The 13,758-nt window shown below is 35.1% G+C and carries 10 protein-coding genes; 8 read left to right on the top strand and 2 right to left on the bottom strand.

What is annotated here, in order from left to right:
• The first annotated feature begins 260 nt into the window (after window positions 1–260).
• The 3 genes from nadA to ACSZOX_RS08355 all read left to right on the top strand — a co-directional run bounded on the left by nadA (window position 261) and on the right by ACSZOX_RS08355 (window position 4,445).
• Entirely contained in the window at window positions 261–1,259 is a 999-nt protein-coding gene (gene nadA / locus ACSZOX_RS08365; protein ID WP_437919412.1) for a quinolinate synthase NadA, read from the top strand.
• A gap of 45 nt (window positions 1,260–1,304) precedes the next feature.
• Window positions 1,305–2,369 (top strand): thiamine-phosphate kinase, encoded by a 1,065-nt coding sequence (thiL, locus tag ACSZOX_RS08360; protein ID WP_437919411.1) that lies wholly within the window; start codon window positions 1,305–1,307, stop codon window positions 2,367–2,369.
• Window positions 2,370–2,516: 147 nt separating this feature from the next.
• Window positions 2,517–4,445, top strand: coding sequence for an acetoacetate--CoA ligase (locus tag ACSZOX_RS08355; protein ID WP_437919410.1), 1,929 nt, complete (start codon window positions 2,517–2,519; stop codon window positions 4,443–4,445).
• Window positions 4,446–4,482: 37 nt separating this feature from the next.
• Here the strand turns inward: ACSZOX_RS08355 and ACSZOX_RS08350 are convergent, their stop codons facing one another.
• Complete coding sequence (locus ACSZOX_RS08350; protein ID WP_437919409.1) at window positions 4,483–6,090, bottom strand: acyl-CoA carboxylase subunit beta; 1,608 nt, start codon at window positions 6,088–6,090, stop codon at window positions 4,483–4,485.
• Window positions 6,091–6,212: 122 nt separating this feature from the next.
• Here ACSZOX_RS08350 and ACSZOX_RS08345 point away from each other — a divergent pair, with 122 nt between their 5' ends.
• From ACSZOX_RS08345 to ACSZOX_RS08335, 3 genes are read left to right on the top strand one after another with little or no spacing between them, the layout of a single operon-like run.
• A complete protein-coding gene (locus ACSZOX_RS08345; RefSeq protein ID WP_437919408.1) occupies window positions 6,213–7,361 on the top strand; it encodes an acyl-CoA dehydrogenase family protein in 1,149 nt (382 codons plus the stop codon).
• Complete coding sequence (locus ACSZOX_RS08340; RefSeq protein ID WP_437919407.1) at window positions 7,354–8,211, top strand: hydroxymethylglutaryl-CoA lyase; 858 nt, start codon at window positions 7,354–7,356, stop codon at window positions 8,209–8,211. Before ACSZOX_RS08345 ends, ACSZOX_RS08340 begins: the two co-directional genes overlap by 8 nt.
• Window positions 8,201–8,911 (top strand): enoyl-CoA hydratase/isomerase family protein, encoded by a 711-nt coding sequence (locus ACSZOX_RS08335; RefSeq protein WP_437919406.1) that lies wholly within the window; start codon window positions 8,201–8,203, stop codon window positions 8,909–8,911. The genes ACSZOX_RS08340 and ACSZOX_RS08335 overlap by 11 nt, the downstream gene beginning before the upstream one ends.
• Window positions 8,912–8,915: 4 nt before the next feature.
• On the opposite strand, the gene ACSZOX_RS08330 is transcribed toward ACSZOX_RS08335, so the two are convergent.
• Window positions 8,916–9,665 carry a segregation and condensation protein A gene (locus ACSZOX_RS08330; RefSeq protein ID WP_437919405.1) on the bottom strand — a complete coding sequence of 250 codons (750 nt, stop codon included), beginning with the start codon at window positions 9,663–9,665 and terminating at the stop codon, window positions 8,916–8,918.
• 147 nt (window positions 9,666–9,812) lie between these two features.
• On the opposite strand from ACSZOX_RS08330, the gene dxs reads away from it, so the two are divergent.
• A complete protein-coding gene (gene dxs / locus ACSZOX_RS08325) occupies window positions 9,813–11,741 on the top strand; it encodes a 1-deoxy-D-xylulose-5-phosphate synthase (protein ID WP_437919404.1) in 1,929 nt (642 codons plus the stop codon).
• Window positions 11,742–12,115: 374 nt separating this feature from the next.
• Entirely contained in the window at window positions 12,116–13,543 is a 1,428-nt protein-coding gene (gene dnaA, locus ACSZOX_RS08320) for a chromosomal replication initiator protein DnaA (RefSeq protein WP_437919403.1), read from the top strand.
• Window positions 13,544–13,758 lie beyond the last annotated feature (215 nt).

Raw genomic sequence — 13,758 nt, 5'->3', positions numbered from 1 at the left:
CTTATTGAAAATCAAGCTATAAGGTGTTTATAACTGTTAATAAAATGTGGATAAGCTTATAAAACTCATTATTCAAAAAATAAAATATTGCACTTTTCCCCATTTTCCACAGACTAATAAACAATAAGATTCTTTCTTTAAAAAAATATTATCATTTATTGGAAAAAGGGAATGTGGATTTCGTTTCATTTTCTTTCTTTACTTTTGTATTGTCGCTTAGTCAAATAAAGTGAACGCTAATTTGTAGAGAAGAAAGATAAATGAACACAACCTTTGAAAGAGATTTGGATGCAAAAGGCTATATTGATGAGCCCATAGATCCAACTATCGATATTATCGCTGAAATTCAGCGACTTAAGAAAGAAAAGAATGCAGTCATTCTTGCTCATTATTATCAAGATGCTGAAATTCAGGATATTGCAGACTATATAGGGGATAGTTTGGGATTATCACAACAAGCTGCAAAAACGGATGCGGATATGATTGTTTTTGCAGGGGTTCATTTTATGGCTGAAACAGCCAAGATATTATCGCCTTCAAAAAAAGTTTTATTACCAGATCTCAAAGCTGGATGTTCACTTTCGGATAGTTGTCCGCCACATCTGTTTGCTAAATTCAAAGAGCAATATCCCGATCATTTAGTAATTACCTACGTTAACTGTACAGCAGAATTAAAAGCATTGTCGGATATCGTTTGTACCTCAAGCAATGCTGTAGAGATTGTAGAAAGTTTGCCAAAAGAACAAAAGATCATATTCGGACCTGATAAAAATTTAGGGGATTATGTTAAAAAGAAAACCGGGCGTGATCTTGTACTTTGGAATGGCGCTTGTATGGTGCATGAAATATTTTCTCAGGATAAGATTACAGATCTAAGGAAGCAGTTTCCGAAAGCTAAATTCATTGCCCATCCAGAATGTGAAGATCATATATTAGCACAGGCAGATTACATTGGGTCTACATCAGGTATGTTAAAGTATACGATAGAGGATAGCGCTCAGGAATTTATAGTAGCAACAGAATCAGGAATATTACATCAGATGCAGAAATCCAGTCCGACTAAAATATTCATTCCAGCTCCTCCAAATAATGTATGTGCATGTAATGATTGTCCACATATGAAATTAAATACATTGGAGAAACTTTATAACTGTTTATATTATGAACTTCCTGAAGTTGACTTACCAGCTGATGTAATCGATCGAGCTAAAAAGCCAATAGAACGAATGCTAGAAATATCAGAACGTTTTGGTCTTTAATAAATAAGTTCGTAAAATTTAATTTTAAACTACTTTACTCAAGAAATGTTTGACAATAAAAATAGAACGAATATCAATGAATTAGGCGAATTTGGTCTCATTGATTACCTAACGAAAGCCGTTGAAATTAGCATGCCTTCTACTATTAAAGGAATTGGCGATGATGCTGCTGTTTTAGACTTTTCAAATAAAAAGACTTTGATATCCACCGATTTACTTTTAGAAGGAATACATTTTGATCTGCGCTATGTACCATTGAAACACTTAGGTTATAAGGCAGTACAGGTAAATTTGAGTGATATCTATGCAATGAACGGAAAAGCTTCGCAGATTACTTTTTCTATCGGATTGTCATCGAAATTTCCATTAGAGGCAGTAGAAGAGATATATGAAGGAGCGCTTATTGCTTGTAAAAAATATAATGTAGATCTTGTTGGGGGAGATACTTCTGCGTCGAAACAAGGGCTAGTTATTTCTGTAACAAGTATAGGTTTTGCCGATGCCGATAAAGTTGTTTATCGTTCGGGAGCGAAAGAAGGTGATCTTCTTTGTGTAAGTGGAGATTTGGGAGGAGCCTATGTAGGACTTCAACTTTTGGAAAGAGAAAAACAAATATTCTTAGAAAACCCTAATATTCAGCCTGATTTAGAGGGAAAGGATTACATTGTTGAAAGACAACTAAAACCAGAATCTCGTAAGGATGTCGTGGAGTTGTTTGAAACTTATGGTATTCAACCCCATTCAATGATTGATATTTCTGATGGTCTAGCTTCCGAAATTATTCATATTTGTAAAGCTTCTCGTGTTGGTTGTAAGTTATATGAAGAAAAGATTCCTATTGATCCGATGACTTATGAAACAGCACGCGAATTTGGATTAGATCCTACTGTATGTGCTTTGAATGGTGGAGAAGACTATGAGTTATTATTTACAGTTCCTCAAGAGCAATACGATAGAGTTAAAAATCAATTGGATATTTCAATAATTGGCTATATAACGGAGGAAAACGAAGGTTGTGAAATGATTTCCAAATCCGGACATGTACACAGCATAAAAGCACAGGGTTGGAACGCTTTTGGTTCTGATAACGTTTCTTCATCGGAAGGATAGTATAATATCTAATTCCCATGATACAAAAAGGTAATTTGTTTTTTTAAGAAATAAATTACCTTTTTACTTTCTGTAGATTATGCTATTAAAAGATTTCAGCTTTTCACAGTTTTTAGTATTTTAGCGGAGTAGCCATTTTTAAACAACATGAAAAAGCCTCTATGGACCCCCAGTGAGCCTTATAAGTTGAGATCTTCGCTGTCACATTATCAACACTATCTATATGAAAATTATGGATATAATTTCTCAACATACACTGATTTGTATTCCTGGTCTATTGAAAACATAGAATCTTTTTGGAAGACCATCTTAGATTTTTTCAAAATAAAATATTCAGGTAGCTATTCGGAAGTACTTATTGCAGGAGGAGATGATACCGGTTTTATTGGAACAAAGTGGTTTAATGGAATATCCTTAAGTTACGCAGAACACATTTTTCTTAATAAAGACAAGGATAAAGTAGCCATATATTACCATGACGAAGAAGATGGTTACAGGGAAGTAACCTGGGGAGATCTTAAAAATAAAGTTTCCGCTATTCAGCAATTTCTACGTAATGAAGGGATAAAGAAAGGAGATACGGTTGTAGGTATTCTTACAAATAATGTAGAAGCTATTGCTATCTTTCTTGCGGTGAATTCTATTGGAGCAATATGGTCTTGTTGTTCACCTGATTTTGGTGATAAGAGTATAATTGAACGTTTTTTATTGATTGAACCTAAGCTACTCTTTATAGAAATTAATTACCGATATAATGGAAAACACTATACAAAGAGTGAAACGCTGTGTGCTATTGAAAAGCAAATAAACAGCCTAACTCGGGTGGTAAAAGTGAATGAATGCGAATGGGAAAATATTTTATCCTCGTTCAGCGCAAAGACTTTAAATTTTGAGCGAGTTCCTTTCGATCATCCTATTTGGATTTTATATTCATCTGGTACAACAGGATCTCCAAAAGCCATTGTTCACGCAACAGGAGGGAATTTACTAGAACATTTTAAAGCATTATCTCTACATCAGAATGTACAAGCAGGAGATAAATTTTTATGGTACACAACCACAGGTTGGATGATGTGGAACTACGCTTTGTCTAGTCTTCTATGTGATGCTAGTTTATGTATATTCAATGGGGCTATAAGTTATAATGGTCACCGTAATTTTTGGAATTTTGTGAGAGACATTAAGGTAGATCATTTAGGCGCAGGTGCAGCCTATTTTTCCACTATACATCAACTTGATATCTCTAATTATTTTCCGAAAGTTATAGGTTCAACTGGCTCCCCTCTACCAATAGCTACATTTGAAAATTTGCAACAGAAATTTCCTGAAACACATATTATTTCGCTAAGTGGGGGAACAGACGTATGCAGTGCGTTTCTATCTGGATGTCCTTGGTTACCTGTATATGCCGGTGCTATACAATGCAGGACATTAGGCTCAGCTATTTTGGCATTAGATGCGAATGGGAATCCAGTTTATAATGAAGTAGGCGAACTCGTTATTAAAAAACCTCTACCATCAATGCCTGTATTTTTTTGGAATGATGAAGGCTTAAATAGATATAAAGAAAGCTATTTTATACAATATCCAGGCTATTGGACGCATGGTGATTGGATTAGTATTGATGATGAAGGGAGTATAGTTATGCAGGGGAGATCCGATGCAACATTAAATAGGGCAGGCATACGTATTGGTACCGCAGAGATATATGATGCAGTACAAACTTGTATAGGGATAATAGACAGTTTAGTGATAGCCACAGAGGGAGTGTATGCGGAATCACAGATAATTCTATTTTTGCAGTTAGAAACAAATGCTTCCCTGTCTTTTATCGTCCCCCAATTGAAGACATATATTCGGGAGCAGTATTCTGCTCGTCATATCCCAGATCTCTTTTTTGAAGTACCTGATATTCCCTATACCCTAAGTGGTAAAAAGTTAGAGATCCCTGTAAAGAAAATCTTTAAAGGATTAACAATTCACGAAGTTGTTTCAAAAGATATTATGCGAAATCCAGAAAGTTTACAACCTTTTTTACGTATTTATAATGATCTATTCGATGGAAAAATATTATAAATAGCTTTTACTTCTATCTACGCTTTTTTTTGCTGATCTAAACTTGGATTACACCAACGTTATAACGCTGTATATCAGTATTATGGTTTGCAGATTCGATCCCCATCGATATTATTTTTCTTGTTTCACGTGGATCTATAACACCATCTACCCATAATCTCGCTGCAGCATAATATGGGCTAAGTTGTTGATTATATAGTTGTTCTATCTCCGATAGTCGTTTTATTCTGTCCTCTTCACTCAGAGAATATTCTTGGCTTTTTAAGTTAGATTCTTGAATTTGTAATAAAGTTTTTCCTGCAGATGCTCCACTCATTACTGCTATTTTAGCCGTTGGCCAAGCATAAATAAGACGAGGATCATACGCTTTTCCACACATAGCGTAATTACCTGCACCATAGCTATTTCCTATAATGAACGTAAATTTAGGAACGACAGAATTAGCCATTGCGTTAACCATTTTTGCTCCATCTTTGATAATTCCACCTTGCTCTGATCGTGAACCAACCATAAATCCTGTTACATCCTGGAAAAATACCAAAGGTATTTTCTGTTGGTTACAATTCATAATAAATCGAGCTGCTTTATCTGCTGAATCCGAGTAGATAACACCTCCCATTTGCATCTCACTTGTATTCCCAACTTTTTTTGCTTTTACTATTTCGCGTTGGTTGGCGACAATACCGACAGCCCATCCATCAATACGTGCTAGGGTACAAATAATGGTTTTTCCGTAATCTTTTTTGTACTCCTCTAAAGAATCTTCATCTATAATAGCCTTTAATATTTCATGCATATCATAAGACTTTAGTCGATCTTTTGGTAGATAATTATAGATAAAATTGCTATCATATAGGGGTTCTTTAGCTTTTATTCTGGAAAAATTTGCTATTGGCCTATGTCCAAATTTTTCGATGATGTTTCGTATAGCCTGTAAACAACTTTCATCATTTGGATATTTATTATCCGTAACACCAGATATCTCACAGTGTGTTGTGGCTCCACCTAAACTTTCATTGTCGATGACTTCCCCTATAGATGATTTTACAAGATAGGAGCCTGCTAAGAAAACGGAACCAGTACCTTCGACTATTAGTGCATAGTCAGACATAATCGGCAAATATGCACCTCCGGCAACGCAAGACCCCATAATTGCAGAAATTTGAGGTATGCCCATAGACGACAATTTAGCATTGTTTCGAAAAATTCGACCGAAATGTTCTTTGTCTGGAAAAATTTCATCCTGCATAGGCAGGTAAACACCAGCAGAATCCACTAAATAGATGATGGGTAAGTGGTTTTCTAGGGCTATTTCTTGTGCTCTTAGATTTTTTTTTGCCGTTATAGGAAACCAAGATCCGGCTTTTACAGTAGCATCATTGGAAACAACAACGCATAATCTACCAGAGATATATCCTATAACAACTACTACGCCTGCATTGGGACAACCACCATGTTCTTCATATAAACCATCACCAGCAAACTTACCTACTTCAATGTATTCACGATCGGTATCTAATAGTATAGATATACGTTCCCAAGCGGTCAACTTACCTTTTTCTTTATGTTTTCGTATTTTATCGGGGCCTCCTCCCAGATGTAGTTCGTCGGTTTTGGTTTTCAGCAAATCTAACAATTCTTGCATAGCTGTCTGTTTTGATATTTTTAATTTATAAGTGGTTAACGGTATTCGGATTACAAAAATTTTAATATGTGAAATATATTTTATATTTTTCGTAAAACACCAGTATAAACTTACAAAATATTATGTTACGTATCTATGAAAATGAACAATTAGCTTTGGTACGGGAAAGTGCTAAACAATTTACTAAAGAATTTATTAAGCCTTTTGTTAAAGATTGGGACGAGAAGCAATATTTTCCTATTGATCTTTTTAAAAAGCTTGGAGAATACGGATTTATGGGAATTCTAGTTCCAGAGAAATATAATGGTGGAGGATTAGGTTATCAAGAATACATCACTATCTTAGATGAAATATCACAGGTTTGTGGTGCTATAGGATTATCTTTAGCAGCGCATAATTCACTATGTACAAATCATATTCTTTCTTTTGCAAGTGAGATTCAGAAACAGAAATATTTACCAAAGTTGGCTACAGGAGAATGGATTGGAGCTTGGGGACTAACGGAAACTTCTTCTGGATCAGATGCTGCGGGATTGTCTACTACCGGTGTTAAAGAAGGTGAATACTATATCATCAATGGATCGAAAACATTTATTACGCATGCAATAAGTGGTGATGTAGCTGTAGTGATGGTTCGAACAGGAAACATGGGAGATAAGAAAGGCGTTACAGCATTTATCATAGATAAAGATACACCTGGTTTTTCAGCGGGAAAAAAATTGGATAAACTGGGGATGAGAGCTTCGGAGACAGCAAGTTTATTTTTTGATAATTGTAAAATACATCAGGATCAGATTATAGGTAAAGAGGGAGAAGGTTTTGTACAAGCTCTAAAACTGCTTGATGGTGGAAGGATTTCTATTGCTGCTCTTTCTTTAGGGATAGCACGGGGAGCTTATCTTTCAGCATTGCGTTATGCAAATGAACGAGAACAATTTAATCAAAAGATTTACGATTTTCAAGCCGTAGGTTTTTGTTTAGCCGATTTATCTACAAAAATTGAAGCGTCGGAATTATTAGTTAGACAAGCGGGACAATTAAAGGATGGAGGTAAAACTGTAACAAAAGAAAGTGCGATGGCTAAATTGTATGCTTCTGAAATTGCCGTTGAAGTTTCAAATGAAGCTGTGCAAATTCATGGAGGATATGGATTTACTAAGGATTATCCAGCAGAGAAATTTTTTCGTGATGCCAAGCTTTGTACAATAGGGGAAGGAACTAGTTCTATACAAAAAATGGTGATATCCAGAGAAATAAGAAAAGATGTATAACGACTCTCCTGTAAAATTAGTAGACTGTCCTCGAGATGCGATTCAAGGGATTAAATCTATTATTCCCACTGAAAAAAAAATAATGTATATGAATAGCCTACTCGAAAGTGAGCTTTTTGATTACATTGATTTCGGAAGTTTTGTATCGCCTCATGCAATACCACAACTTGCTGATACAGCAATGGTATTAGATGGACTACAAAAAAATAACAAAACTAAGTTGATCGCTATCATTGCAAATGAAAAAGGAGCACAAATTGGAAAATATTATGATAAGTTAGATTATTTAGGCTATCCATTCTCTGTATCGGATACGTTTCAAAAAAGAAATACAAATCGTTCTATCCTGGATGCGTATAAAACTATTGCAGCTTGTAAGGATATACTTCAAAATACGGAGAGTCCCGAGTTAATGATATATTTATCTATGGCTTTTGGAAACCCTTATGGAGACCCCTGGCATCCTGAAGAAGTCGTTGCTTGGATGGATAAATTAGTAGCTTTAGGAATAGCTAAATTCTCGATTGCAGATACAACTTCTTTAGCTTCTCCAGCGGCAATAAAAAATTTATTTAGCGTGTTACATGGCTCTTTTCCAAAGGTAGAACTTAGTATACATTTGCATAGTAACGTAGCTTCAGCTACGGACAAGATTCAAGCAGCGTATGAAGCAGGATGTCGTATTTTTGAGGGAGCTGTAATGGGATATGGTGGTTGTCCATTTGCACAGGATGAGCTTGTTGGAAATATACCAAGCGAATTATTACTTAACATGTTCACATCAAATTCTGGACAAGCTGTCGAATCTTTAATAGAAAATTTTCAACTATTACTTCAAAATGCAGTATAATTATATCCGAACACAAAAGAATGGTTCTATTTTTACACTAACATTGGCTCGCCCAGATAAAAGAAATGCATTTACGCCAACAATGATTAGTGAAATATCGCATGCATTGGGCATAGCAGAAGAGGAGAGTGATGTAAAATTAGTGGTGTTACGAGCAGAAGGGAAAATATTTTGCGCAGGAATGGATCTTAAAACATTTGAAGATCCTTCATCAGATAAGTTAAATCCAGAATTGATAAATACGGATGTGTCTTTAGGGGCGGTCATGTACAGTTTTTGTAAACCATCGATAGCTATTGTAGAAGGAGATGTAATTGCCGGAGGTTTTTTACTGATTTTAGGATGTACTTATGTATTGAGTGCAGCAAATGTTCGTTTCCGTTTACCTGAATTGGAACTTGGAATTTTTCCATTTCAAGTTATGGCTAGTTTATTAAAGGTAATGCCAGAGAAGAAAGTACTACAATTATGTTTAGAAACCTCGTATTTTGGCTTTGATGAGGCACTGGCATATGGCATTGTAGACGACTTATTTACTGAGGAAAAATTAAATAGGCTCATCGATTCATTTTCAGATAAAAAAGTTACAGCGCTGAAAGCAGGAATTTATGCACTACGCAAATTGGGTACTATTAATTCGAATGATCAATTTCATTTTCTCAAAAAGCAATTAGAATCGTTGCGTGAAAATTCTCAGTAATTAATTATATGTCCTCTTTTTTTTCTATCCAAAAATTGTTGTAACCTAGACCAACCTCTATTTCCAAGAGACGTTGTTGTAGCATTTCAAGCATAGCTAAGAAATTATATACAAATTGTACTTTATTCTCTGAATGTTTTCTCATTTGCTGAAAATCAAGTTTTCGATTGATTTCTATAAGTTCTGTAATAGCTTTTTTTTGCTGTTCGATGGTGTAAGGATATTGGATTACGGTGTGGGTTACCTCTACAATGCGATGTCTAAAATTGAACATCAATTTTTCGTAAACAAGCATGAGCCTATATAAATCGAACGAATCCAACTGTTCGTCTGTATTGTCTTTTTTACGAGCGAGTTTATTATCGAAAATAATATTTCCGCGATCGTGAATTTTAGATCTGTTTTCTTCGAAAATGCGAAGGTCTTCGCAAATTTCCTTAAATTGTTTATAGAGAATAAGTTTTTGAGTCAGTTCCTTTTTAAGATCTATTTCATTTTCTGCTTCATCAAGTTCGGGACGAGGGAGTAACATTTTTGCCTTTATACGCATAAGGGTGGAGGCAACAAAAATAAATTCACTTGCTAGCTCAATATTTAATGATTGCATTTTTTGGATATAATCCAAAAAATCATCTGTTATTTTAGAGATAGGAATATCATGAATATTTAATTCATCTCTCTCTATAAAAAATAAGAGAAGATCAAAAGGGCCTTCAAATTGTGCTAATTTTATCTCGTAAGCTTCTGTCTGCATAGTTAGCCAAAAATAGGCATTTGCATGGGAATTATATTTTGCAATTTTTTAACAGTCTGGATATGATAAACTTTTATTTGGATTTATTGTTCTGTAGTTTAACGAATAAGTTGTTAATTTGTAACTTATTTATAGACAAGAGAAGATATGCAAGTAGAGGCAGGCCCACTATTACAACAAATAAACTTTCCTTCTGATCTTAGAACATTCAAAGCAACAGATTTGGAAGCTGTTTGTCAGGAATTAAGACAGTTTATTATAGATATTGTATCTGTAAATGGTGGGCATTTTGCGGCTAGTTTGGGGGTGGTGGAGTTGACTGTAGCTTTACACTACGCTCTTAACACACCTTATGACCAAATTATATTTGATGTAGGACACCAAGCATATGGCCATAAAATACTTACCGGACGTCGTGAAGTATTTCATACTAATAGGGTATTTGGCGGAATATCTGGATTCCCGAAGAGAGGAGAAAGCGAATATGACACCTTCGGTGTTGGACATTCTTCTACTTCGATTTCGGCAGCTTTAGGTATGGCTGTGGCTTCGGAATACAAGGGGGAAACAGATCGACAGCATGTGGCTATCATTGGCGATGGAGCATTGACAGGAGGAATGGCTTTTGAAGCACTTAATCATGCAGGAATCGAAAAATCCAATCTGTTAGTCATACTCAATGATAACTGTATGTCAATAGATCCTAATGTCGGAGCTATGAAAGAGTATCTAACAAGTATTACCACTTCTAAAAGCTACAATAAATTTCGTGATGACCTGATAGCTGTTTTAGCAAAAATTTCTAAAAATGGGCCAGATGCTTATGGCTGGGCGAAGAAACTTGAGCAAAGTATTAAAGGTACACTTTTAAAAAATGCCAATTTATTTGAGTCATTGAATTTTAGATATTTTGGACCAGTTGACGGACACGATGTGGTTAAATTGGCAAAGACAATTGAAGACCTTAAACGTATACCAGGACCAAAACTTTTACATGTTGTAACGGTAAAAGGAAAAGGTTATGCTTTAGCAGAAAAAGATCAAACAAAATGGCATGCACCAGGCTTATTTGATAAAATAACTGGAGAAATTAAAAAAAGCACAGCCGATAAACCTCAACCACCAAAGTATCAAGATGTTTTTGGACATACTCTAGTTGAATTAGCGGAATCTAATGATAAAATAATGGGAGTGACACCGGCCATGCCTTCTGGATCTTCTATGAATATTATGATGAAAGCGATGCCGAATAGAGCATTCGATGTTGGTATTGCTGAACAACACGCTGTCACTTTTAGTGCTGGCCTTTCAACACAAGGGATGGTTCCTTTTTGTAATATATATTCCTCTTTTATGCAAAGAGGCTATGATCAGGTTGTGCATGACGTTGCTTTACAAAATTTAAATGTTGTTTTTTGTTTAGATAGAGCTGGAATTGTAGGTGCAGATGGACCTACACATCATGGTGCGTATGATATTGCTTTTATGCGATGTATACCAAATATGATTGTATCAGCGCCAATGAATGAAGAAGAGCTGCGAAATCTTATGTATACAGCCCAGCTTCCAGATCAAGGACCTTTTGTTATACGTTATCCCCGAGGCAATGGAGTTATGGTTGATTGGCAGCGGCCGTTTTCATCAATAGAAATTGGAAAGGGAAGAAAATTGCATGATGGAGAGGAATTGGCTATTTTAAGTTTTGGTGCTATAGGTAATGAAGTTGTAAAAGCAGTTCAACTTTTAAATCAAGAGGGAATATATCCCGCTCATTATGACCTAAGGTTTGCGAAACCTTTAGACAAAAGTTTGTTACATGAGGTTTTTGCTACCTTTAGCAAGGTAATCACGGTGGAAGATGGAAGTATTATGGGAGGTGTTGGATCTGCCGTTTTGGAATTTATGGTTGATCATGGATATAAAGCACAGGTAATACGTTTGGGAATACCTGATGAAGTTGTGGATCACGGTGAGCAATCTGAATTATGGAAGATTTGTGGATATGATGCATCATCTATTGTCTCTACTTGTAAGACATTGGCCACTTCTATTAAAACAGATACGATGGTTTCTTAAATGATGACAGATCAAATATTATAAAAAGGGAGATTTATCAAAATCTCCCTTTTTTTTATACTTAAAAAGTGCTACATTTAATCATGGGAAATGATCAATAGTTTTCCACATATATTTTGTGTTTTACGTATTTTAACAGAAAGTAGCGCGTATAAATCCCTAAAATATATAGCTGTGGAAAAATAAAAATTGTGCGGTTTATTTAGCACAAAAATGCTTTGAAAATATACTTAAGTTACTGATTTACAATTTGTTTACTTTTTTTTAACATTTTAGTTTTTTAGCTCAAAATTTTTGTTCATCTTCGTCATAAGCGAAAGTTTTAAACAATTTTTTTGTCAAATATTGGTTTTCAAGTTATTAACAATTTACGAATGGAAAAAACGTGTATGAGTGTCTGGAATAGTTGTCTTCAAATCATAAAAGACAATATCCCTGCACAAAGTTTTAAGACCTGGTTTGAACCTGTGAAAGCGGTAGGTCTGAACGGAAACGTTTTGACTATTCAAGTGCCTTCGGTATTTTTCTACGAGTGGTTGGAAGAACACTATGTTGGTATTCTTAGAAAAACGATCAAAAAGTTCTTGGGCGAACAAGGTCGTTTAGAGTACAACATTATCGTAGACAAATCTTCTGCAAACACTCCGTATACCACAAACATTCCATCAAATGGGAATGGTGCGGAGGGAAAAAAACAATCTATTCCTGTACCCGTAGCATTAAACAAGAATATCAAAAATCCTTTTGTTATTCCGGGACTAAAGAAGTTGCAGGTTGATCCGCAGCTAAATCATCATTATACTTTTGATAATTTTATTGAAGGAGAATGTAATCGTTTAGCGCGTTCAGCCGGTTTCGCTGTGGCTAATAAGCCAGGAGGAACTTCTTTTAATCCATTAATGATTTATGGTGACGTAGGTTTAGGTAAGACGCATTTAGCTCAAGCTATCGGTAATGAAATTAAGAAGAATTTACCTGATAAGCTTGTGATCTACGTATCCTGTGAGAAATTTTGTCAGCAGTTTGTCGATTCATTGAAAAATAATACAATCAATGATTTTGTAAACTTCTATCAAGCAATGGATGTGATTATTATGGATGATGTACACAATTTCGCGGGTAAAGAAAAGACCCAAGACATTTTCTTCCATATCTTTAATCATTTACATCAATCAGGAAAACAGATCATCTTAACTTCAGATAAAGCTCCTAAAGACTTATCTGGACTAGAGGAACGTTTATTGAGTCGTTTCAAGTGGGGGTTGTCCGCCGATATCCAAGTTCCAGATCTGGAAACGAGAATGGCTATCTTGAAGAAAAAAATGTATTCCGATGGTATCGAATTGCCTGAAAGTGTAGTAGAGTATGTAGCTACACAAATTGACAACAGTGTGCGTGAGTTAGAAGGAGCGATGGTTTCGCTTTTAGCACAGTCTACATTGAACCGTAAAGAAATTGACCTCAACTTGGCTAAATCCATGTTAAAGAACTTTGTGAAAAATACACACAAAGAGATTTCTATGGAATATATCCAAAAGCTGGTTTGTGAATATTTTGAGGTTCCTGTAGAAATGGTGAAATCGAAGGTACGTAAACGTGAGATTGTTCAGGCTCGTCAAATATCGATGTATTTGGCGAAGAATCATACCAAATCTTCTCTCAAATCTATCGGCAGTTTTTTTGGCGGACGAGATCATTCCACCGTGATTTATGCTTGTCAGACTGTAGAAGATTTGATTGAGACAGACAAAAAATTTAAAACTTATGTGCAAGATATTCAAAAGAAACTAAAAACATCTTAGTTTTTTTTGAATGTTTAATGGAATGAAGAAGCGTAACCTTAAGGGTTACGCTTTTTTTGCTTTAAAGAGAGACTATTTTATAGATGTGTTGTTAATGTTAATTTGGAATATTGGTTTATTCTTATTGTTAAGTAATGTTAAATTGTAACATAAGTGATACAATAGAAATACTAAATCATGGTTTTAGTGAGTTATTATAACAAATGAGTTATTAG

The organism is Sphingobacterium sp. LRF_L2, from assembly GCF_965644235.1.
Classification (GTDB): Bacteria; Bacteroidota; Bacteroidia; order Sphingobacteriales; family Sphingobacteriaceae; genus Sphingobacterium.
The sequence above is the reverse complement of the archived record's forward strand: the minus strand, read 5'-3'. Positions and strand labels throughout refer to the sequence as shown.

Coding starts and splice junctions, on each gene's coding strand:
- dnaA (WP_437919403.1), top strand. CDS start 12,116: ATGGAAAAAACGTGTATGAGTGTCTGGAATAGTTGTCTTCAAATCATA.
- ACSZOX_RS08350 (WP_437919409.1), bottom strand. CDS start 6,090: ATGCAAGAATTGTTAGATTTGCTGAAAACCAAAACCGACGAACTACAT.
- ACSZOX_RS08345 (WP_437919408.1), top strand. CDS start 6,213: ATGTTACGTATCTATGAAAATGAACAATTAGCTTTGGTACGGGAAAGT.
- thiL (WP_437919411.1), top strand. CDS start 1,305: ATGTTTGACAATAAAAATAGAACGAATATCAATGAATTAGGCGAATTT.
- ACSZOX_RS08330 (WP_437919405.1), bottom strand. CDS start 9,665: ATGCAGACAGAAGCTTACGAGATAAAATTAGCACAATTTGAAGGCCCT.
- nadA (WP_437919412.1), top strand. CDS start 261: ATGAACACAACCTTTGAAAGAGATTTGGATGCAAAAGGCTATATTGAT.
- dxs (WP_437919404.1), top strand. CDS start 9,813: ATGCAAGTAGAGGCAGGCCCACTATTACAACAAATAAACTTTCCTTCT.
- ACSZOX_RS08335 (WP_437919406.1), top strand. CDS start 8,201: ATGCAGTATAATTATATCCGAACACAAAAGAATGGTTCTATTTTTACA.
- ACSZOX_RS08355 (WP_437919410.1), top strand. CDS start 2,517: ATGAAAAAGCCTCTATGGACCCCCAGTGAGCCTTATAAGTTGAGATCT.
- ACSZOX_RS08340 (WP_437919407.1), top strand. CDS start 7,354: ATGTATAACGACTCTCCTGTAAAATTAGTAGACTGTCCTCGAGATGCG.